The sequence below is a fragment of the Streptomyces sp. 3-6 genome (assembly GCF_056323165.1).
The window spans coordinates 115,836-138,210 of record NZ_JBWHZP010000014.1 but is presented as its reverse complement, the minus strand read 5'-3'; the positions used below and the strand labels follow the sequence as shown (position 1 = coordinate 138,210).

At 72.4% G+C, this 22,375-nt stretch carries 14 protein-coding genes and 1 tRNA gene; 11 read left to right on the top strand and 4 right to left on the bottom strand.

Annotated features, from left to right (window positions below):
* Positions 1-79 precede the first annotated feature (79 nt).
* The 11 genes from bldG (at position 80) to AC02VZ_RS19145 (ending at position 18,143) form a co-directional block, all read left to right on the top strand.
* Entirely contained in the window at positions 80-421 is a 342-nt protein-coding gene (bldG, locus tag AC02VZ_RS19195; protein WP_003991900.1) for an anti-sigma factor antagonist BldG, read from the top strand.
* A gap of 108 nt (positions 422-529) precedes the next feature.
* Complete coding sequence (locus AC02VZ_RS19190; protein ID WP_432054534.1) at positions 530-961, top strand: ATP-binding protein; 432 nt, start codon at positions 530-532, stop codon at positions 959-961.
* A 432-nt stretch (positions 962-1,393) separates the two neighbouring features.
* A complete protein-coding gene (locus tag AC02VZ_RS19185) occupies positions 1,394-3,799 on the top strand; it encodes a sodium-translocating pyrophosphatase (RefSeq protein WP_476475959.1) in 2,406 nt (801 codons plus the stop codon).
* Positions 3,800-3,991: 192 nt separating this feature from the next.
* On the top strand, positions 3,992-4,576 hold the full coding sequence (locus AC02VZ_RS19180) for a small secreted protein (protein ID WP_362098470.1): 585 nt from the start codon (positions 3,992-3,994) through the stop codon (positions 4,574-4,576).
* 625 nt (positions 4,577-5,201) lie between these two features.
* Positions 5,202-6,755, top strand: coding sequence for a DUF7059 domain-containing protein (locus tag AC02VZ_RS19175; protein ID WP_432054531.1), 1,554 nt, complete (start codon positions 5,202-5,204; stop codon positions 6,753-6,755).
* A 794-nt stretch (positions 6,756-7,549) separates the two neighbouring features.
* Complete coding sequence (locus AC02VZ_RS19170) at positions 7,550-7,747, top strand: hypothetical protein (RefSeq protein ID WP_476475958.1); 198 nt, start codon at positions 7,550-7,552, stop codon at positions 7,745-7,747.
* 245 nt (positions 7,748-7,992) lie between these two features.
* On the top strand, positions 7,993-10,845 hold the full coding sequence (topA, locus tag AC02VZ_RS19165; protein ID WP_432054529.1) for a type I DNA topoisomerase: 2,853 nt from the start codon (positions 7,993-7,995) through the stop codon (positions 10,843-10,845).
* Positions 10,846-11,185: 340 nt separating this feature from the next.
* Positions 11,186-14,467: a dTMP kinase gene (gene tmk, locus AC02VZ_RS19160; RefSeq protein WP_476475957.1), complete on the top strand. Its 3,282-nt coding sequence runs from the start codon at positions 11,186-11,188 to the stop codon at positions 14,465-14,467.
* A 435-nt stretch (positions 14,468-14,902) separates the two neighbouring features.
* A complete protein-coding gene (locus AC02VZ_RS19155; protein ID WP_476475956.1) occupies positions 14,903-16,108 on the top strand; it encodes a DNA polymerase III subunit delta' in 1,206 nt (401 codons plus the stop codon).
* A 121-nt stretch (positions 16,109-16,229) separates the two neighbouring features.
* Positions 16,230-17,954, top strand: coding sequence for an alpha/beta hydrolase (locus AC02VZ_RS19150; RefSeq protein ID WP_476475955.1), 1,725 nt, complete (start codon positions 16,230-16,232; stop codon positions 17,952-17,954).
* 112 nt (positions 17,955-18,066) lie between these two features.
* Positions 18,067-18,143: transfer RNA gene (locus AC02VZ_RS19145), tRNA-Thr, on the top strand.
* A 43-nt stretch (positions 18,144-18,186) separates the two neighbouring features.
* Here the strand turns inward: AC02VZ_RS19145 and AC02VZ_RS19140 are convergent.
* The 4 genes from AC02VZ_RS19140 to AC02VZ_RS19125 all read right to left on the bottom strand — a co-directional run bounded on the left by AC02VZ_RS19140 (position 18,187) and on the right by AC02VZ_RS19125 (position 22,327).
* Positions 18,187-19,572: a tyrosine-type recombinase/integrase gene (locus AC02VZ_RS19140; RefSeq protein WP_476475954.1), complete on the bottom strand. Its 1,386-nt coding sequence runs from the start codon at positions 19,570-19,572 to the stop codon at positions 18,187-18,189.
* 65 nt (positions 19,573-19,637) lie between these two features.
* Positions 19,638-19,841, bottom strand: coding sequence for a helix-turn-helix domain-containing protein (locus AC02VZ_RS19135; protein WP_164337615.1), 204 nt, complete (start codon positions 19,839-19,841; stop codon positions 19,638-19,640).
* A gap of 178 nt (positions 19,842-20,019) precedes the next feature.
* A complete protein-coding gene (locus AC02VZ_RS19130; RefSeq protein ID WP_476475953.1) occupies positions 20,020-21,180 on the bottom strand; it encodes a DUF3631 domain-containing protein in 1,161 nt (386 codons plus the stop codon).
* 244 nt (positions 21,181-21,424) lie between these two features.
* Complete coding sequence (locus AC02VZ_RS19125) at positions 21,425-22,327, bottom strand: bifunctional DNA primase/polymerase (RefSeq protein ID WP_476475952.1); 903 nt, start codon at positions 22,325-22,327, stop codon at positions 21,425-21,427.
* Positions 22,328-22,375: the final 48 nt, after the last annotated feature.

Genomic DNA, 22,375 nt, shown 5'->3' with positions numbered 1-22,375 from the left:
CGCGGCTGGCGAACCGTCCCGGGGGCTGAGCCGAGATGCCCCAAGGGCGACCGCTCGATAGCTAGGTGCTGGAGGATCCGTGGACCTGTCCCTGTCGACCGAGACCATGGGCGATCGCACGATCGTCAGGGTCGGTGGCGAAATCGACGTATATACCGCGCCAAAGCTGCGCGAGCAGCTGGTCGAGCTGGTGAACGACGGCAGTTTCCACCTTGTCGTCGACATGGAGGGTGTGGACTTCCTCGACTCCACCGGGCTCGGCGTGCTGGTCGGCGGCCTGAAGCGTGTGCGTGCCCATGAGGGCTCGCTGCGCCTGGTCTGCAACCAGGAGCGCATTCTCAAGATCTTCCGCATCACCGGTCTCACCAAGGTGTTCCCCATCCACACCTCGGTCGAGGAAGCGGTGGCGGCGACCGACTGACCGTCCGCCCGGGCCCCGTGCCCGGGCGGCAGGAGTGAAGTTCGAGGGGACCGGGCTCTTCGGCGGTCCGGCCTCTCCACAGCACGCCCGAAGTTGCGAGGGGGATGCATGGCCACCGTTGAGCTCCGCTTCAGCGCGCTGCCCGAGCACGTCAGGACCGCCCGTCTGGTGGCGGCGGCGGTGGCGCGCAGGGCCGGGGTCGACGAGGCCGTCCTCGACGAGGTGCGCCTGGCCGTCGGCGAGGCGTGCTCACGGGCTGTGGGACTGCACCGGAACGGGGGCATCTCCGCCCCCGTGAAGGTCCTGCTGATCGAGGAGGAGAAGCAGTTCTCCATCGAGGTCGGCGACGAGATCCCCCATGCCGCTCCCGGCGAGGAAGTCGCCGACGGCGGTGACGGGGGCGTGGAGACCGGGGAGGACGAGATGGGCCTCGCGGTCATCAGCGGTCTCGTCGACGACGTCGAGGTCAGCGCCGGGGAGCACGGCGGGTCGATCCGCATGAGGTGGCCCACCGCGCCGCCGGCCACCCACCTCGGCTGACCACCGGACCGTCGCACACCACGCGGGACACACCGGGCTGCGCCCACCGAGCCGCACCCCGACGGGCCACTCCCCGCCGGGCCGCTGTCTCCAGGGCCTCGCCGCTTCACTCGTACGGGTGATCGTCTCTCCTGAAGGGCCCCTCGTGGGGCCCTTCAGCGTGTGCGGGTACCGCTGCCCGCGCCTACTGTGACCCCTGTGCCGTTGATCGCGTGAATTCCTTCACGACCGACTGCCGCACAGGCTGAAATGCACAAACGATCGACCGAATGCCTCAAGGGCATTACCGATTTCAGGCCCCAGGCCGTTTCTCGATCTTCAGGTGAAGAGTGCGCACCGGCATTTACATTTAACGCACTCTGTTTTGATCAGGTTCCGGTACCTAGAATCCCGTCCACATCTTGAGCTCAGCCCAAGCGTCAAGGAGGACGAATGGCGGGGCTTTCCATCTCATATCAGTCGGGCCGGCCCACATCTCTCGCGGCCGCCGTGCTGACCGACGACAACCGCGTGCTCGTGGTCGTCATCGGACTCGTGGCCCTGGCGGCGCTCGTGGTCGCGGGAGTCCTGGTGCGCCAGGTGCTCGCGGCCGGCGAGGGCACCGACAGCATGAAGAAGATCGCGGCAGCGGTCCAGGAGGGCGCCAACGCCTATCTGGGACGCCAGTTGCGCACGCTCGGCGTATTCGCCGTGGTCGTGTTCTTCCTGCTCATGCTGCTGCCCGCGGACGACTGGAATCAGCGTGCCGGACGGTCGGTGTTCTTCTTGATCGGAGCGGCGTTCTCGGCGGCCACCGGATACATCGGCATGTGGCTCGCCGTGCGCAGTAATGTGCGGGTCGCCGCGGCGGCCCGGGAGGCGACACCGGCGGAGGGCGAGCCGGAAAAGGATCTCACCGCCGTCTCCCACAAAGCGATGAAGATCGCATTTCGCACGGGTGGCGTCGTCGGCATGTTCACCGTCGGACTCGGCCTGCTGGGCGCGTCCTGCGTGGTGCTGGTGTACGCGGCCGACGCGCCGAAGGTGCTGGAGGGGTTCGGCCTCGGCGCCGCCCTCATCGCCATGTTCATGAGGGTCGGCGGTGGCATCTTCACCAAGGCCGCCGACGTCGGCGCCGACCTGGTCGGCAAGGTCGAGCAGGGCATTCCGGAGGACGATCCGCGCAATGCCGCGACCATCGCCGACAACGTGGGCGACAACGTCGGCGACTGCGCGGGCATGGCGGCCGACCTCTTCGAGTCCTACGCCGTCACCCTGGTCGCCGCGCTGATCCTCGGCTCGGCCGCGTTCGGTGACGCCGGGCTCGCCTTCCCGCTCATGGTCCCGGCGATCGGCGTGCTCACCGCGATGATCGGTGTCTTCGCGGTGGCTCCCCGGAGGTCGGACCGCAGCGGCATGAGCGCGATCAACCGCGGCTTCTTCATCTCCGCGGTGATCTCCCTCGTGCTCGTCGCGATCGCGGTGTACACCTACCTCCCGTCCTCCTACGCCGACCTCGACGGCGTCACCGACGCCGCGATCCAGGGCAAGGACGGCGACCCCCGGGTGCTCGCCCTGGTCGCCGTGGCGATCGGCATCGTGCTCGCCGCCCTGATCCAGCAGCTCACCGGGTACTTCACGGAGACCACCCGGCGACCCGTGCGGGACATCGGCAAGACCTCGCTCACCGGCCCGGCCACCGTGGTGCTCGCCGGCATCTCCCTCGGCCTGGAGTCCGCCGTCTACACCGCACTGCTGATCGGCCTCGGGGTGTACGGGGCGTTCCTGCTGGGCGGTACGTCGATCATGCTGGCGCTGTTCGCGGTGGCGCTCGCCGGCACCGGACTGCTCACCACGGTCGGTGTGATCGTCGCAATGGACACCTTCGGCCCGGTCTCGGACAACGCCCAGGGCATCGCCGAGATGTCGGGCGACGTCCAGGGCGCGGGCGCCCAGGTCCTCACCGACCTGGACGCGGTCGGCAACACCACCAAGGCCATCACCAAGGGCATCGCCATCGCCACGGCGGTACTCGCGGCGGCGGCACTGTTCGGCTCGTACCGTGACGCCATCACCACCGGCGCCCGGGACGTGGGCGAGAGACTGAGCGGCGAGGGCGCGCCGATGAGTCTGATGATGGACATCTCGCAGCCGAACAACCTCGTCGGCCTGATCGTGGGCGCGGCGGTCGTCTTCCTCTTCTCCGGACTGGCGATCAACGCGGTCTCGCGGTCGGCGGGCGCGGTGGTCTTCGAGGTGCGGCGGCAGTTCCGCGAGAAGCCCGGGATCATGGACTACACCGAGAAACCGGAATACGGCAAGGTCGTCGACATCTGCACCAAGGACGCCCTGCGGGAGCTCGCCACCCCCGGCCTGCTGGCGGTGATGGCGCCGATCCTCGTCGGCTTCACCCTCGGCGTCGGGGCCCTCGGCGCCTTCCTCGCGGGCGCCATCGGCACCGGCACGCTGATGGCCGTCTTCCTCGCCAACTCCGGTGGCGCGTGGGACAACGCGAAGAAACTCGTCGAGGACGGCCACCACGGCGGGAAGGGGAGCGAGGCGCACGAGGCCACGGTCATCGGCGACACCGTCGGCGACCCCTTCAAGGACACCGCCGGCCCCGCGATCAACCCCCTGCTGAAGGTGATGAACCTCGTCGCGCTGCTCATCGCGCCCGCGGTCATCAAGTTCTCCTACGGAGCCGACCGCAGCGTCGGCGTGCGGGTGTTGATCGCGGTCCTCGCGGCGGCCGTCATCGTCGGCGCGGTCTACGTGTCGAAGCGGCGGGGGATCGCCATGGGGGACGGGGACGACTCCGAACCGGAACCCAAGTCGGCCGACCCGGCGGTGGTTTCGTAGGGCCGCAGCCGGTCCTGGTCCCAAGATGCGGGCGGGCGGCGCGCGTTGGCGCGTCGCCCGCCCGCGCCGTGCGGAGGGCGCCGGGGTCGTGAGCCTTCTCTCGCTTGGTGCAAACGGCTTCAAAAGTGTCGTACCGGTCGCCCTGCGGGTGGGTGTCGTCCATATGGCGTGTATGTTCCGGGGCCGAGAGCCATGGAAGGGACCAATCCGGTGAACAAGAAGCTCGCGGCCGCACTGTCCGGCGGTGCGGTACTGGTACTGGCGCTGACAGGGTGCGGCGGCGACGACGGCAACGAGAAGCTGGACGCCTGGGCGAAGGAGGTCTGCGACGCCGTGCAGCCGCAGGCCAAGAAGATCGAGTCCGCCAACGCCGCGATCCAGAAGGAGACCTCGGACAACAGCACGCCCGAGGAGGTCCAGAAGACCGACTCCAAGGCGTTCCAGGACATGTCCGACGCCTACAAGGCCATCGGTTCCGCCGTGAACAAGGCCGGTGCTCCGGACGTGGAGAACGGCGAGAAGAAGCAGCAGGACGCGGTCAAGGAGCTGAACGGCATCTCGACCTCCTACGCCGACCTGAAGAAGCAGGTGGACGGGCTCGACACCGACGACCAGGCCAAGTTCGCCGACGGTCTGAAGGACATCGCCACCGAGCTGGACAAGCTCAGCAAGAGCGGCAACGACGCGCTGCGGACGCTGGAGGAGGGCGAGGTCGGCGAGGCCATGTCCCGCCAGCCCAGCTGCAAGACGGCCACCGCCCCGGCAGCGAAGAGCTGACCGGCGGACGGCTCGGCCGGGGCCCGGCGGCGGACGGGCGACCGTCTGACCGGACCGTGACCGTGTCGCTCTCCCGGCGGCCCGGAACCGGCGGCATGCCTCCCCGGTGACGGGTGAGGCGACGACCGTGACGACCGAGCCGCGCCCCCTCTCCGGGTGTCAGCCGGCCGGTCGGCGTCGGCCCCTCTGTCGGAGGGCGAGCCGACGATCGCCTCGGATGCATTGGCTGCCTCGGCTGCCTCGGCTACCCCACGGCGCGTCGGGGCGGTGGGCGGTCCCTGTCGGACGGCCCGGGAGGGGGCGACTGTGGGGACGGCGACGGGCTGTGCGACGGCAGGACGCGTTCCGCCGGTGACGGAAGGGGCATCGCCGTTCAGGGCGCGGGAGTTCCGGCCCGGCCGGACCCTCCCGGGCAGGCGGCGGACGGCACCCGGGATGCGGCTCCCGGGAACACGTCTCCCGCGAGGCACCCCGCCCTTCGCGACGCAGAACCGCGACGCAGAACCGCGACGCAGAACCGCGGCCCGGAACCTCGGCACGGAACCGCGTCGACGGCGCCGCTCCTCCGCCGCGCGGGGGCGTACGGGCGCCGGGCGGCGGTGACAGGGCCGGGGCGGCGGCCACAATGGGGTGCGTGAGTAACGCCGGCCTGCCGCCCCTGCCCCCATCCGACCGACCCGACGCCGCCGCACGGCTGCGCGACGCCCTCCTCGGTGCCTCCTTCACCGCGGACGGCCTGCTCGACCTGCTCGGCGCCCCCGCCTACGCCGCCCTGGCCCGCAGCGAGACCGTGCCGGCTCTCCGGGCGACCCGCGGGGACACCCCACTGGAGACGCTCGTCCGGTTGTTCCTGCTGCAACAGCCCGTCCCGCACACGCGTGTCGCCTCCGTCCTGCCCGTCGACCTGTGCCTGGAGAACGGCTGGCTGCGGCGGACGGACGCGGAGGCACCGGCCGCCGCGGGCGAGCTGGCCGCGACCGTCGACATCCGGCCGTACGGCGGGCCGGACGGTGAGGACTGGTTCATCGTGTCCGACCTCGGCTGCGCGGTCGGCGGCGCCGGGGGCATCGGCAGCAGGGACGAGGGCGTCGTCCTCGGCGTCGGCGGCGCGTCGACGACCCTGGCCGGCATCACCGTCCGTACGCCGGTCGGTTCCGCGCTCGACATCGGCACCGGATCCGGCATCCAGGCGCTGCACACCGCCCGGCACGCCACCCGGGTGACGGCCACCGACGTCAACCCGCGCGCGCTGCACATCACCGCCCTCACCCTGGCCCTTTCCGGCGTGCCGGCGGCCGATCTGCGGGAGGGGTCGCTCTTCACGCCGGTCCGTGACGACGAGAGGTACGACCTGATCGTCTCCAACCCGCCGTTCGTCATCTCGCCCGGCGCCCGGCTGACGTACCGGGACGGCGGGATGGGCGGGGACGATCTGTGCCGCACGCTCGTTCAGCAGGCGGGGGAACGGCTCAACGAGGGAGGATTCGCGCAGTTCCTCGCCAACTGGCAGCACGTCGAGGGGGAGGACTGGCAGGACAGACTCAGGTCATGGGTGCCCCGCGGGTGCGACGCATGGATCGTGCAGCGCGAGGTGCAGGACACCACCCAGTACGCCGAGCTGTGGCTGCGCGACGCCGGCGACCACCGGGGCGACGGCGCGGAGTACCGGGCGCGGTACGACGCGTGGCTGGACGAGTTCGAGGCGCGCAAGGTGAAGGCCGTCGGCTTCGGCTGGATCACCCTGCGCAAGTCGGCGTCGGCGTCGGCGGTGCCCTCGATCACGGTGGAGGAGTGGCCGCACCCGGTCGAGCAGCCGCTCGGTGACACGGTCCTGGGCCATTTCGACCGGCTCGACTACCTGCGGGCGCACGACGACGCGGCGCTGCTGGAGGCCCACTTCCGGCTGGCCGCCGAGGTGGTGCAGGAGCAGGTGGGCCTGCCCGGCGCCGAGGACCCCGAACACGTCGTGCTGCGCCAGAACCGCGGCATGCGCCGGGCCACCCGGGTGGACACGATCGGCGCCGGCTTCGCGGGGGTGTGCGACGGCACGATGAGCGCGGGCCGCATCCTGGACGCCATCGCCCAGCTGCTGGGCGAGGACCCGGTCGTGCTCCGGGACCGCACGCCCGCCCAGATCCGGCTGCTGGTGGAGCAGGGGTTCCTGGAGCCGGTGGGTTAGTCGGAGGGTCCGGCGGCGCCGCCGGCCGGTGTGCCGGGACGGCGGGCCCCGACCGGCCGTCGTCATGGGCGGACGGCTTCCACCGGTCGTCCAGGGCGGCTCCCACCGGTCGCCAGGGGTGGACGGATCCGCCCGGTCGCTGCCCCGGGCGGATGCCCGGGCAGGCCGTCGGCCGTTCCCCCCGGGGCCGCAGGCTCCCGACTTGACCCGACCCGGGCCGGCCCGGCCTCCGCTCAGCCTCCCCGAGCCACTGCCGGACCGAGCGCCGTCCGGGGCCCGCCCGGGTGCGCTCCCGCGCCCGGGCAGGGACCTGCCCCTCCCGCGCCCGGGCGGGCCCTGCCCCTCGCCCGGAGGGGCGGACTGTTCCGAAACTCGGCTCACCGAGACGCCGGGGCGGGGTCCGAGGCGCGGCTCCCCCGACATCCCGCCGGTCCGAGGGAAGCTCCCCGGAGAGACGGCTCCCGGACAGCCCTTGGCTCCCCCGGAGGGACGGCCGGGAGACGGCGGCGCGCCCTCTCGCGCCGTCCCGTCCCGCGCCGTCCCCGCGCCGTGCCGAGCCGGCCCCTCCCGCGCCGTCCCAAGTCCTCGGATCGGAGTTGCCTCCGTCACCCGCGGTTCCGCGTCCCCTCCGGCGAATGTCACACGCGTCGGCCCGGCGAGAATCGGCCGGGGCCCGTCGGCGTTCCCTGGCCTCGGCCGCGCGTTCACCTCGGGTTCGCCTGTCCGCCGTCCGTGCGTGTCAGCCTCCCTCCGAGGCCGGCTTCGGCGGACGCGGACGAGGGACTCGGGGAAACATGGAGAGCGGACCGGCGATCTTCGCGGGATTGGTGTTCTGCCTGTTCGGAGCCGCACTGCTGGTGTGGACGGCGACCCGCGCCCGGCAGCACCGGCCGGTGGCCCACGGGGCCGGTCCACTGGCTTCGGTCGCCGTCGCCACCACCGTCGGCGTGGTCTGTCTGGCCCTCGGCGCGTGGTGCCTGACGCGGCTCTGAGGGCCGGAACCGACCGTGGCCGCGCGTAACCGGTAGGTGGCGCTCCGCATGGGGATCGGCGAGCTCTGAACGGTCCGGGCGGCAGGAACGGTGGTAGTCGGGTTACCGTTCGAGTGGCCGTTGCGGGCTTTTCCCGTTTGACACGGGGGCGGGATGTACCGTCACACTCCGCAGCGTCACCATGACCAGATCCCCCGGGAGACCGCCTGGGGAAGGCTGAGCGTCGACCGGAGAGAAGAGCGAAGTTGTCCCCGACCAGCGAGACCGCGAACGGCGGCCGCCGACTCGTCATCGTCGAGTCGCCTGCCAAGGCGAAGACGATCAAGAGCTATCTCGGCCCTGGCTACACCGTCGAGGCGAGCGTCGGGCACATCCGTGACCTTCCCAACGGCGCTGCCGAGGTGCCCGAGAAGTACACCGGTGAAGTCCGCCGGCTCGGTGTGGACGTCGACCACGACTTTCAGCCGATCTATGTGGTCAACGCGGACAAGCGGGCCCAGGTCAAGAAGCTCAAGGACCTGCTGAAGGAGTCGGACGAACTCTTCCTCGCCACCGATGAGGACCGCGAGGGCGAGGCCATCGCCTGGCACCTGCAGGAAGTGCTGAAGCCGAAGATCCCGGTCAAGCGCATGGTGTTCCACGAGATCACCAAGGACGCGATCCGGGCCGCCGTGGCCAATCCGCGCCAGCTGAACCAGCGCCTGGTCGACGCCCAGGAGACCCGGCGCATCCTCGACCGTCTCTACGGCTACGAGGTCTCGCCGGTCCTGTGGAAGAAGGTCATGCCCCGGCTGTCGGCCGGCCGCGTGCAGTCCGTCGCCACCCGGCTCGTGGTGGAGCGGGAGCGCGAGCGCATCGCGTTCCGCTCGGCCGAGTACTGGGACCTGACCGGTACCTTCTCCCCGGCGGGGGCGGGCCCAGCCGGGGACGCGGGTGCCGTCTCCGACCCGTCGTCGCTGGTCGCCCGCCTGCAGAGCGTCGACGGACGACGCGTCGCACAGGGGCGCGACTTCGACTCGCTGGGACAGCTGAAGAACGCCAACACGCTCCACCTCGACGAGGCGAACGCCCGCGCGCTGGCCGCCGCCCTGGAGAACACGCGGTTCGCCGTGCGCTCCGTCGAGTCCAAGCCGTACCGCCGCTCGCCGTACGCGCCGTTCCGTACGACGACGCTGCAGCAGGAGGCGAGCCGCAAGCTGGGCTTCGGCGCGAAGGCCACCATGCAGATCGCGCAGAAGCTGTACGAGAACGGCTACATCACCTACATGCGTACGGACTCGACGACGCTGAGCGAGACGGCGGTCGCCGCCGCCCGCGCCCAGGTCACGCAGCTGTACGGGGCCGACTACCTGCCGCCGCAGCCCCGCACCTACGCGGGCAAGGTCAAGAACGCGCAGGAGGCGCACGAGGCGATCCGCCCGTCGGGCGACCGTTTCCGTACGCCGGCCGAGACCGGGCTGACCGGCGACCAGTTCCGGCTGTACGAGCTGATCTGGAAGCGGACCGTCGCCTCGCAGATGAAGGACGCGACGGGCAACTCCGTCACCGTGAAGATCGGCGGCACGGCGGCCGACGGCCGCGACGCCGAGTTCAGCGCGTCCGGCAAGACGATCACGTTCCACGGCTTCCTGAAGGCGTACGTCGAGGGCGCGGACGACCCGAACGCCGAGCTCGACGACCGCGAGCGCCGCCTGCCCGAGGTGCGCGAGGGCGACGCCCTGACCGCCGAGCAGATCACGGTGGACGGTCACGCCACCAAGCCCCCGGCCCGCTACACCGAGGCGTCGCTGGTCAAGGAGCTGGAGGAGCGGGAGATCGGCCGCCCGTCGACGTACGCGTCGATCATCGGCACGATCCTCGACCGCGGTTACGTGTTCAAGAAGGGCACGGCACTCGTGCCGTCCTTCCTCTCCTTCGCCGTGGTCAACCTGCTGGAGAAGCACTTCGGCCGGCTCGTCGACTACGACTTCACCGCCCGGATGGAGGACGACCTCGACCGCATCGCACGCGGTGAGGCCCAGGCGGTGCCGTGGCTGAGGCGTTTCTACTTCGGCGAGGGCACCGGCGGGGGCGGCGCGGCCGACGCCGGGAACGGTGACGGCGACCACCTCGGCGGTCTCAAGGAACTGGTGACCGACCTGGGCGCGATCGACGCACGCGAGGTGTCGTCGTTCCCGGTGGGCAACGGCATCGTGCTGCGGGTCGGACGCTACGGCCCGTACATCGAGCGCGGGGAGAAGGACAGCGAGCAGCACCAGCGCGCCGACATCCCCGAGGACCTGGCGCCGGACGAGCTGACCGTCGAGCTGGCCGAGGAACTCCTCGCCAAGCCGAGCGGCGACTTCGAGCTGGGCACCGACCCGGCGACCGGCCACACCATCGTCGCCAAGGACGGACGCTACGGCCCGTACGTCACGGAGGTCCTCCCCGAGGGCACGCCGAAGACCGGCAAGAACGCGGTGAAGCCGCGGACGGCGTCGCTGTTCAAGTCGATGTCCCTGGACACGGTGACCCTCGACGACGCCCTCAAGCTGATGTCGCTGCCCCGCGTGGTCGGCACGGACCCCGAGGGCCAGGAGATCACCGCGCAGAACGGCCGCTACGGGCCCTATCTGAAGAAGGGCACGGACTCCCGTTCGCTGCAGAGCGAGGAGCAGATCTTCACGATCACGCTGGAGGAGGCGCTGGCGATCTACGCCCAGCCCAAGCAGCGTGGCCGGGCGGCTGCCAAGCCGCCGCTGAAGGAGCTCGGCACCGACCCCGTCAGCGAGAAGCCGGTCGTGGTCAAGGACGGCCGCTTCGGCCCGTACGTCACCGACGGGGAGACCAACGCGACCCTGCGCTCCGGCGACAGCGTCGAGGAGATCACCCCCGAGCGCGGCTTCGAACTGCTCGCCGAGAAGCGGGCCAAGGGCCCCGCCAAGAAGGCGGCGAAGAAGACCACCAAGAAGGCGGCGGCCAAGAAGGCGCCGGCGAAGAAGGCCACGGCCGCCAAGAAGACGGCGGCGAAGAAAACCACCGCCACCGCCAAGAAGACGGCGGCGAAGAAGACGACCGCCGGGACGGCGGCGGCGAAGAAGGCGACGACGGAGGACTGATCCGGGCGCGCGGGACGTCGGAGCCGTACCCGTCGGAGCCGCACCGGCCCGCGCCGCTCCTGGTTCCCCCCGGCGCCCCTCGTGGCCCCCGGCGCGCCTCCCGGTCCCCCGGGCGCGGGCGTCGCCCGAGCTCCCCGGCCGTGCGGGGCGGGGATTCCGTCCCACGGCCGAGGCCGTCCGGGCGCCGCCGGGTCCTGCGACCCTGCGGGACGGGGTCCGTCCCACGGAAGCCGCTCCGCGGCGTTCGGAATGCGAACGCCCGGGCATCACCGGTACGTCGCGGCGTGCGCATGTCACGAGGGCCCTCCGGGCTGTCGGCGCGGGCCGATAGGCTGAACGCATGACGCGAGCCGAGCAGCCCACGGCCCCTCAACCGGCCCCCGACGACGCCCTGGTCGCGGACTCCCGCGAGCGCGCCGTCCGTGCCCTGCTGCGCCGACCGCAGTTGAAGCGCCTCTGGAGCGCGCAACTCGTGGGCGGTGTCGGCGACACCCTCGCCCTCCTGGTGCTGGTGCTCCTCGCCGTCCAAGCCGCCGTGGCCGAGGGCTCCTTCGGGGGCGGCTACCGCGGCGTGGCGTTCGCAGTGGCGACCGTTTTCGGCGTGCGGATCCTCGCGACGCTGCTGTTCGGGGCCGTGCTGCTGGGCCCGCTGACGTCGCTCACCGCACCGGACGGCCCGCTGGACCGCCGGTGGACGATGGTCGGCGCGGACGGACTGCGGGCCCTGGCGCTCATCGTGGCCCCCCTGTGGATCGACTGGACGCCCGACGAGGCCCTGGCCGCCCTCCTCGTCACCGTCTTCGTGACCGGAGTCGCCGAGCGGTTCTGGACCGTGTGCCGGGAGAGCGCCGCGCCCTCCCTGCTGCCCGCCCCGCCCCCCGAGGGCGCGTCGATACGACCGCTCCCCGACCACCTGGACGCCCTGCGCCGGCTGTCGCTGCGCACGGGCTTCCTCGCCGTCCCGCTGGCGGCCGTCGCGCTCGTCGTCGCCGGCCTGTTCAACAACCTGCTGGGCACCGGGATCGCCTGGTTCGACACCCACCAGGCGGCCCTCGCCTCGTACGTCGCGGCCGGCCTGTTCGCCGCGTCGCTGTCCGTCCTGACCTTCCTCGAACTGCCCGCGAGCCGCACCCCGCGCCCGCGGTCGCCGCTCGAGGGCCTCCGCCGCCCGAAGAGCGCCGCCGGCTCCGAGAAGGGCCGCACGGGCGCGATGCCCCTGCTGGTGCTCGCCTCCGGGGCCGTCGCCGCGGCCGTGTCGGCCGCCGTCGCCGTGGCCGTGCTGCACGCCGTCGACCTGGGCGGCGGCCCCGTGCTCTTCGGTCTGATGGTGGCCGCGCTGACCGGCGGTGTCGTGGCCGGCATCCGCACGGCGCCCTCGCTCCTGCCGTCGCTGTCCCGGCGGCGGCTGCTCGCCCTGGCCCTCGCCTTCACCGGCCTGGCCCTGCTGGCCGCCGGACTCGTGCCGGACGTCACCACGGTGCTGCTGATCCTCGTCCTCGCCGGAGCCGGCGCGGGCACCGCGGCCAACATCGGACACACCCTGCTCGACCAGGAGACCGAGGAGCAGCGCCGGGGCCGCACGACGGAGCACCTGCACGCGGTGGTCCGGGTCCTCGTGGCGCTCGGCGCGGTCGTCGCCCCGGTGGTGGCCGCCCTCATCGGCCCCCACCGGCTGGAGAACGGCCGCTTCGTCTTCGCCCACGGCGGCGCCGCGTTCACCCTCATGCTGGTGGGCGCGCTGCTGCTGCCGCTGGCCGCGCTGGTCCTGGCCAAGGTCGACGACCGCTCCGGCGTGCCGCTGCGACAGGACCTGCGTGACGCGCTCCTCGGCGGCGACGACCCCGCGCCGGCCCCCGCCCCGAGCGGCTTCTTCATCGCCCTGGAGGGTGGCGACGGCGCCGGGAAGTCCACGCAGGCCGAAGCCCTCGCCGACTGGATCAGGAGCAAGGGCCACGAGGTCGTCCTCACCCGGGAACCGGGAGCGACGCCGGTCGGCAAGCGGCTGCGGTCGATCCTGCTGGACGTCTCCAGCGCCGGGCTCTCCCACCGCGCGGAGGCGCTGCTGTACGCGGCGGACCGCGCCGAGCACATCGACACCGTCGTACGGCCCGCCCTGGAGCGCGGCGCGGTCGTCATCTCGGACCGCTACATCGACTCGTCGGTGGCCTACCAGGGCGCCGGCCGGGACCTGTCCCCGACCGAGATCGCCCGCATCAACCGCTGGGCGACCGACGGGCTCGTCCCCCACCTCACGGTGCTGCTGGACGTGGCTCCGGAGACCGCGCGCGAGCGGTTCACCGAGGCCCCGGACCGGCTGGAGTCGGAACCCGCCGAGTTCCACGCCCGGGTCCGCGCCGGGTTCCTCACCCTGGCCGCCGCCGACCCCGGCCGCTACCTGGTGGTCGACGCCGCTCAGGAGCCGGAGGCGGTCACCACGGTCGTCCGGCACCGGCTGGACCAGGTGCTGCCGCTGTCCGAGGCCGAGATCCGGGCCCGCGAGGAGGCCCGGCGCAAGGCCGAGGAGGAGGCCCGCCGCAAGGCGGAGGAGGAAGCGGCGCGCAAGGCCGAGGAGGAGCGCCTCGAGCGCGAGCGCCAGGAGCAGCTCGCCCGGCTGCGCGCCGAGGAGGAGGAGCGCAAGCGGCGCGAACTCGAGGAGGCCCAGCGGCGCGAGGCCGAGCGGCAGGCCGAGGAGGCCCGGCGGCGGGCCGAGGAAGCCGCCCGGCGCGCCGAGGAGGAGCGTCGGCGGCTGCTCGCGGAGGAGAAGGCGCGCGCCGAGGAGGAGGCCCGCCGCAAGGCCGAGGAGGAACGCCGCCGCAAGGAGGCCGAGGAGGAGGCCCGGCTGCGCGCCGAGGCCGAGGCCCTGCGCCTGGAGAAGCAGCGCAAGGCCGAGGAGGCGCTGCGCCGCGCCGAGGAGGCCCGGCGGCTCGCCGAGCAGGCGGCCGCGGCGGCCGAGGCGGGCCCGACGAAGCAGGCGCCCAGCGCGGCTCCGGATCCGCAGACCCCCGGCACGTGGCCGCGCGAGGCGGGAGCGGACGCGATGACCGTGCCGACGCCGGTGGTCTCACCGACGGCCCCGGCGCACACCCCGGGCGGGTCGGTGGACGAGACGGCGGTGCTGCCCCGCGTGCGGGACGACGAGGGCTCCGGCCCCGGTGCCGGGGTGCGGGAGGCCGAGGTGACGGCCGAGCTGCCGAAGCCGCCGGTCCCGCCGACCCCGCTCGGCGCCTCCGACGAGACGGAGGTCCTGCCCGCCGTGCCGCCCGGTGCCGCGGACGAGACGGCCGTGCTGCCGCCGGTGCGCGGCGACGACCCGGCGGCGGCCGACGCCGACCGGAACGACCGGGCGGGCGCGGGCTGGGACGACCGGCTGCCCCCGGGCCACTTCCGCGACGAGCGCGCCCAGGGCGGCCCCGACGCGTCCCCTGGCGCCGTCGACAGCACGCGCGAGCTGCCGCGGGTGGAGGCCGAGAAGGCACCCCGGCGGCGCCGGAAGCGCTCCGACTGGGCCGAGGAGACCCCGCTGGACGACCTCCCCACGCTGGCCGACGAACTGCTGGGCCCGCACGACGACGGCCCCGGTGACGAGGGCGAGGGTGGCAGAGGGCGCGGACGACGCCGCTGACGTGTGGAGGCGGTCGGCCGCCGGGCACCTGTCGTGACACGGAGACCCGTCTCACGACAGGTGTCGGACGCCACCGAACGCGGGCGGTCCTCTGCCTGGCCCGTGCTGCCCGTGCCTGTGTCCGTGCCGCCGGTGCCCTCACTGTCGGTGCCTCCCCTCACAATGGATCCCGCGGGCCGTGCGGCCGGTGCGAGCAGCAGCCGTACCGTGCGCGCGGCCGGGGTCCTGCGGTGGGCGCAGGGCTGCGGGCGTGCAGGGGACACAGGAGTCGCAGAAGACCGGGAGCTGTAGAAGACCGGGAGCTGCGGAGGACCGAGAAGACCGGGAGCCGCAGAAACGGCAGGGGATGCAGGGGAGCGGTGGACGCGGGAATCGCAGAAGGCGCAGGGGACGGACGCGGTGTGACGCGTCGGAACGGAAGGACGGCGTGACGCCATGACCGTGTGGGACGACCTCGTCGGGCAGGAACGGGTCGGCGCACAGCTCGACGCGGCGGCCCGTGACGCCGACGCGCTCGTCACCGCCGCCGCGGCCGACGCCCCGCCGCCCGAGGCGTCGAAGATGACCCACGCCTGGCTGTTCACGGGCCCTCCCGGCGCCGGACGCAACCAGGCGGCGCGGGCCTTCGCCGCCGCCCTGCAGTGCGTCAGCCCCGACCGCGCGCTCGGCGGCGCCCCCGGCTGCGGCTTCTGCGACGGCTGCCACACCGCGCTGGTCGGCACCCACGCCGACGTGAGCACGGTGGCCGCCGTCGGCTCGGAGATCCTGGTCAAGGACATGCGCGACACCGTGCGGAAGTCCTTCACCGCCCCGGCGAACGGCCGCTGGCAGGTCATCCTCGTCGAGGACGCCGAGCGGCTGAACGAGAAGTCCGCCAACGCCGTCCTGAAGGCGGTCGAGGAGCCCGCGCCCCGCACGGTCTGGCTGCTCTGCGCCCCCTCCGTCGAGGACGTCCTGCCCACCATCCGCTCCCGCTGCCGTCACCTCAACCTCACCACCCCCTCCGTCGACGCGGTCGCCGACATGCTCGTGCGCCGCGAGGGCGTCGAACCGGAGGTCGCCGCGGCGGCGGCCCGGGCCACTCAGGGGCACGTCGACCGGGCGCGCCGCCTGGCCACCGACCCCGCGGCCCGCGCCCGCCGCGCCGCCGTCCTGAAACTGCCGCTGCGCGTGGAGGACGTCGGCGGCGCGCTGAAGGCCGCCCAGGAACTCGTGGACGCCGCCGCGGAGGACGCCAAGCAACTCGCCGAGGAGATGGACACCAAGGAGACGGACGAGCTGAAGGCCGCCCTCGGCGCGGCCCAGGGCGTCCGGCTCCCGCGCGGCACGGCCGGTGTCGTCAAGGAACTGGAGGACATGCAGAAGCGGCGCAGGACCCGGACGCAGCGCGACAGCCTCGACCTCGCCCTGACCGACCTGACGAGCTTCTACCGCGACGTGCTCGCCCTGCAGCTCGGCTCCCGCGTCGCCCTCGCCAACACCGACAGCGAGGACGTCCTGGAACGCCTCGCCCGCTCCAGCACCCCGGAGGCCACCCTGCGCCGCATCGAGGCGATCGCCGCCTGCGGCGAGGCCCTCGACCGCAACGTCGCGCCGCTGCTGGCGGTGGAGGCGATGACCATGGCCCTCAGAGCCGGCTGACGGGGCAGCGCCACCCCGGGGGACCCGCACACCACCCCTCCGGGGCGGCGGGCAGTAACTCGTACGAGGCACGACGTGCACACACGGCACTCGCACCGTCGCACACGGTTACCCTCGCGGCATGGACTCACGGCGCACCCCCCGCACGACCGGCCCGACCCCCAGCACCAGCGGCAGCCCCGGCCGCCCCGGCCCCCGCACGGGGAGGACCGGCAGCCCCGACCTCGGCCCCCGCGCGGGAAGGACCGGCAGGGCCCCGGGCGACCGGCGCACCGGCAGAACCCGCCTCCGTACCGGGGCGACCCTGCTCGCGGCCGTCGCCCTGCTGCTGGCCGGCTGTTCCGCCGGGGCGACGTCGACGAGCGCCGGCGCGTCCGCGGCGGAAGAGGCGCCCACGCTGGCCCCGCTGCCGCGCAGCGCTCCCGACTCGCTGGCCCGGTACTACGCGCAGAAGCCGGCCTGGCGCGACTGCGGCACCCCCGGCTTCCAGTGCGCCACCGTCCGGGCCCCGAGGGACTACGCCGAACCGGCCGACGGTGACGTCCGCCTCGCCGTCGCCCGCAAGAAGGCCACCGGACCGGGGGAGCGGCTCGGCTCCCTCCTGGTGAACCCCGGTGGACCGGGCGGCTCGGCGATCGGCTACCTCCAGGCGTACGCGGGCATCGGTTACCCGGCCGAGGTCCGCGCCCGCTACGACATGGTCGCCGTCGACCCCCGGGGCGTCGCCCGCAGCGAACCCGTCGAGTGCCTCGACGGGCCCGAGATGGACGCGTACACGCAGACCGACCTGACGCCCGACGACGAGAAGGAGACCCAGGCACTCGTCACGGCCTTCCGGACGTTCGCCGAGGGCTGCGGCGCGGACGCCCCGAAACTGCTGCGCCACCTGTCCACCGTGGAGGCGGCCCGTGACATGGACATCGTCCGCGCCGCACTGGGCGACGAGAAGCTGAACTACGTGGGCGCCTCGTACGGAACCTTCCTCGGCGCGACGTACGCCGGGCTGTACCCGCACCGGACGGGCCGGCTGGTCCTGGACGGCGCGATGGACCCGTCCCTGCCCGCCCGGCAGCTCAACAAGGAGCAGACGGCCGGCTTCGACACCGCCTTCACGGCCTTCGCCGAGGACTGCGTGCGGCAGACCGACTGCCCGCTCGGTGACCGCGGCACCACCCCCGAGCAGGCCGGCAAGAACCTCAAGGCCTTCTTCGACGAGCTGGACACCAAGCCGCTGCCCACCGGCGACGCCGACGGCCGCCGGCTCACCGAGTCACTGGCCACCATGGGCGTGATCGCCGCGATGTACGACGAGGGCGCCTGGCAGCAACTGCGCGAGTCGCTGACCTCGGCCATGAAGGAGAACGACGGCGCCGGACTCCTCTTCCTGTCCGACAGCTACTACGAGCGCGACGCCGACGGAAAGTACTCCAACCTGATGTTCGCCAACGCGGCCGTGAACTGCCTCGACCTCCCGCCGGCCTTCGAGACCCCGGAGCAGGTGCGCGAGGCCGTGCCCGACTTCGAGAAGGCGTCCCCGGTCTTCGGCGAGGGCTTCGCCTGGGCCGCCCTGAACTGCGCCTACTGGCCGGTGGCGCCGACCGGGCAGCCGCAGCGGATCGAGGCCAAGGGGGCCGCCCCCATCGTCGTCGTCGGCACCACCCGCGACCCGGCCACTCCCTACCGCTGGTCCGAGGCCCTGGCCGCCCAGCTCGACACCGCCCGCCTCCTCACCTACGACGGCGACGGCCACACCGCCTACGGCCGGGGCAGCGCCTGCATCGACGCCGCCATCAACGCCCACCTCGTCGACGGCACCCCGCCCGCTGACGGCAAGCGCTGCCGGTAGCCGCGCCTGCGCCCTGGGGGCCCTGACCCCGCCCCCAGGGCGTGTGCGAAGCACCCCTCGGAACTGTGTAGACTTACCGTCGTTGTCGATCGCACCATGGTGCGGACAGCGCGCCGCCTTAGCTCAGATGGCCAGAGCAACGCACTCGTAATGCGTAGGTCTCGGGTTCGAATCCCGAAGGCGGCTCCATTGAACCCCAGGTCACCTACTCCGTGACCTGGGGTTCTTGCTTCTACCGGATGCGGCGACGGCGCCGGGCGCGCTCCGCGCGGGTGTCCGGGGTCTCAGTTCTGGTCTCAGTGGCGGCTCTCGGACGGGGCATGAACGTGTCCCCCATGCGACGCATCGCGTCCTTGGACAGGTGGGATCTCCCCTTCACGTATCGCCGGGTCTGACTGATCTGGGTGTGCCGCAGGATCTCCATGATCGTGGGCATGTCCACCCCGAGTTCGTTCAGGATCGTCCCGGCGGTGTGGCGGCTCCCGTCGTACAGACGTCGGTCGTCGATTCCCGCTTCCGCAAGCAGCTCCTTGAACTCCTCCCAGTCCTGCCGCGGGTCCAGCGGCCGGCCGTCTGGACGCGTGAAGACGAGCTTGTGTTCCTGCCACAGCTCCCCGGCCGCGGTGCGCATCTCGTCCTGTTGTGCCATGTGCTCCCGCAGGTAGGAGATGAACGGCGGCGGGATCGGCACGGCGTTCCGGCTCTTCTTGGTTTTCGGGCGAGTGAAGACCAGGCCACCGCCCTGCCGCTCGGGGCAAGCGCGAGCGTGCCCGGTGCACCCCTTGGGGCACGGCATGGGGCACCCGCGCTTGTAGCCCTTGTGCGCCTTGCATTCCGGCGGGCAAGGCTCGAATCGGTGGAACTTACCGCCGCACGCGTGCGGGTCCTCGCAGCCGTGTCGCCACGTGAGGCGCTGAAGCTGCCATTCGGGGTGGAACAGCTCGTTCTCCAGGTCGACATACGGCCACCGCAAGCCGAGTGTTTCGCCCTGCCGGAATCCCATACCGACCCCGACACACCACCGCATGAAAGTGGGCCGCTTGGCGGCGGCCTCCAGAAATGCCTTCGCTTCCTCGGTGGTGAACGGGTTCGCCTCGGTCTCGTCCACCGTCGGCGGGTCCACGAGGGTGGCGACGTTCTCGACGATGAGCCGCCGGCGGTGGGCAATCTTCAGAGCACGGGAAAGGATGCGGTGCACCTTGAGCACGTGAGACGGGGCGTGCCCCTCGTCCAGCATCGCCCGGTACATCCGCTCCAGGTGCTCCGGGGCCAACTTGTCGAGCCGGTGCTTACCGACCCCGGGGATGATGTCGTTGCGCGTCTTGGACCAGTAGTCGTCAAGGGAACGCGGCTTCAGCTTCAGCGACGCGATGTCGGTGAGGTACGTGGTCATCCACTGTTCCACGGTCGGCTTGCGGCCGGCCTTGGGTGCGCGTCCTTGCTCCCGGAGCGCTTCCAGTTCGCGGACCTTTCGGCGCACCTCCGCCTCGGTGCGTGCTCTGCGGTGGCGCCGGTCCGGGCTGCCGTCGTCCTTGACGCCCATCGTCACGCGGCCGTGCCACCAGCCGTCATTGCCCAGATATATGGACGATTCCATGTTCGCCTTGCGAGGGCTCATGCGTTCCTCCGTACGGGAGGCGGCCCCGGACGTCGGTCCGGGGCCGCCTCAGGGTGAAGCGTGGCTCAGTTGGGCAGCGGGGCGAGGTCGGCCACGTAGCTTTCGAGGTCCGTCCGCCGGATGCGGCGGCAGCGGCCCAACTTGATGTACTTCAGGGCTCCGTCGGCCATCAGCTCGTAAAGGGTCGAGCGGCCGATGGCGAGTGCTTCGGCGGCCTCTTCCGGCGTGTAGAGCAGCCGGTCCACAGGTGCGGCGATGACTGTGCTCATCCGGGATGTCTCCTCGGCGGGGTTGTCTGGTGTCGGCCCTGCTCTCAGAAGTCCGCTACATCCGCTACAGCGCTACATCGCAGGTCAGCGGGTGTCTTTTTGTAGCGGACGGGTGGCGTGTAGCGGCTACGCACGCGCTACGGAGTAGCGGGCGTAGCCGCTACACGCTTCGGTGCCGCTACAGCTCCAGGGGGTCTGAGCTGGGCTGTAGCGGCGTAGCGGATGTAGCGGAGTCCTGGGGAGGCGGGCAGTAACGGGCCCACGCGTCGGCGAGGTCGGCGGCGTGGAATCCCTTCAGGACCCCGCCGGCGGTGCGGATGTTGCGGGAGCGGATCGGCTCGTTGTCGGCCGTCATGTACTCCCCGAGCATCCGGGACAGCCGGCGGTTGTCGAGCGGCTTGCCGTTGAGGTCGGCCCAGGGAGCGTCGTCCAGGGCGTTGAGCCGGTCGATGATGGCGATTGTGGGCAGCCGGTCGATGCCGATGAGCACGTGATCGCGCAGGTCCGTGAGCAGCCGGATGCCGAGACTGTGCTTGTCGGTGTACTGCGCGGCCTTGACCAGGGTCACGCACGCCTCCCGGGCCCGGCCGGGCCAGTCGCCCCCTACCGCGTCGGCGACGGCAAGCAGCGGTTCCCACACGTCCGCCGGCCGGTCGGTGACCCCGTCCGGCATCTCCGGCCACGCCCCGGTGACCTGCGCGCGAGCGTGCTCGGCCCACTGCGCGAGCCGGTCGCGCAGCTTGCGCCCCTCGGCTTCGTGGATACGGGCCCGGAACGGTTCGACCTTCTCGTTCCTGGCCCGGCGGCGCATGCGGATGACGACGGAACGGGTCAGGATCGTGTCCGGCAGCGAGCCGAGACCGGCGACCGCGACCGCGCAGTACGAGGGGAAAGCTTGCACGGTCTGGTTACCGCCGTCGCCGATGCACCGGTATGTCACCCCGGAGCGGCGGTGGCCGGCGTTGAGGAAGCCACGCAGTTCCTCGTTGTCCCCCGCCTTCGGCCCAAACACTGTGTCGATCTCATCGAACAGGATGGTCGGCCTGCCGTCGGCTCCGGACACCGCGCGGAACAGGGCGGCGGCGGACGCATTGACGGCCACCATGGGGTGCGGCACGAGGGTTTCCACGATCTCCAGTGCGCGGGACTTGCCCGAGCCCGGCTCGGGGGAGAGGAAGGCGAGCCGGGGGGTGGAGTCGAAGCAGTCGAGCAGGTGCGCGTGTGCGTCCCACAGGGCGACGGCGACGTAGGCGGCTTCGGTGGGGAAGACGTTGAACCGGCGGTGGAAGGCTTCCACCTCGTTCAGCAACGCGGCCCCGTCAACCGTGGTGGTGCTCATACAGCGTTCCTCCGTTCCAGCGTGGCAGGGGTTCCGGTGCGGATACCGGGCCGCTCCGGGGTCGGGGCGTTGCTGGGGTGCGCTCCGGTGGTCGGGAACCGGTTCGAGCGAAGGGCAGTGACGACGCCCTTGCGGGCGGCGCCTTTCGGCTCGCCCACGACCGGCCGGACGGCGCCCGGTTCGGCGGCGTGCGGGCCGGTGGCCGGGGCCGGTTGGCCTTCCAAGCGGGGGTGGGGTTCGGTGGTCATGCCGCCTCCCGCGGCCGGGCGGTGCGGATCGAGCTGTTGAGGGCGCTTCGGATGGTGGTGCGGCACTCGGCCGGGGTGAGTCCCGCCGCCTCTCCTGCCGCTTGGAAGGCGTCCTCTGCCACGTTGCGGGGGAGGTCGCCCCACGCGACGAACCGTCCCACCTTGAAGGCGCTGCGGTTCAGCGTGCTGTTGCGCAGCCCCTCTGGCGCGGTGGTGACGGCGGCGCATTCGGCTTCCAGCGCGGCCACGGCCGCCCGGCTTCCGTCCACCGCGGGGAGCCTCAGGGGGGCCGCAGGGCGGGCGGGGGCCGGTTGCAGGACGGCTTGCAGCCACCCGGGCAGGGACACGGCCACGGGGCCGCACAGGGCTTCGTACGGTCCGGCGGGGGTGATGCTGCCCGCGGCGACGACGTAGCCGCCCCACGCGCGGGTGTCGACCGCGTCCGCGACGGTGCCCGCCGTGTTGGCGAGCCGGGCCCCGTGCGGGGCGGTGAAGTACAGGTGCGTCCCGCCGCTCGCGGTCCGCACCCGGTAGGTGGTGGGGACGGCGTGGCCGGCGCGCTCGCAGAGCGCTGCAAAGGTCGCCGCGCCGCAAGGCGCGTCCCCACTGCTGTTGTCCTTCGGGGTGTCCAGGTCGACGACGACCAGCCCGGAGGGGCCGGTGGCGATGCCGACGTTGAACGGCGCCCGCGACCACGCGGCCCGGATCCGGTCCGGGTCGGTGGTGGCGCGCTGCTCCCACTTCCGGTGTCCGGCCGCGCACGGGCCGGTGCGGGTGCAGGTCTTCTCACCGTGCAGGGCCGGCCGCTTGCTGCCGGGGCGGAGAGGGAAGACGTGCCAGCCGCGTTCCGCGGCGTCCAGCGCTGTACGGAGCAGCGCGGCACGGGTGTCTTGGGTCATGCTGGATGTCTCCAGTTCCTTGATGGGTGCTGGGCACAAGGGCGGCCC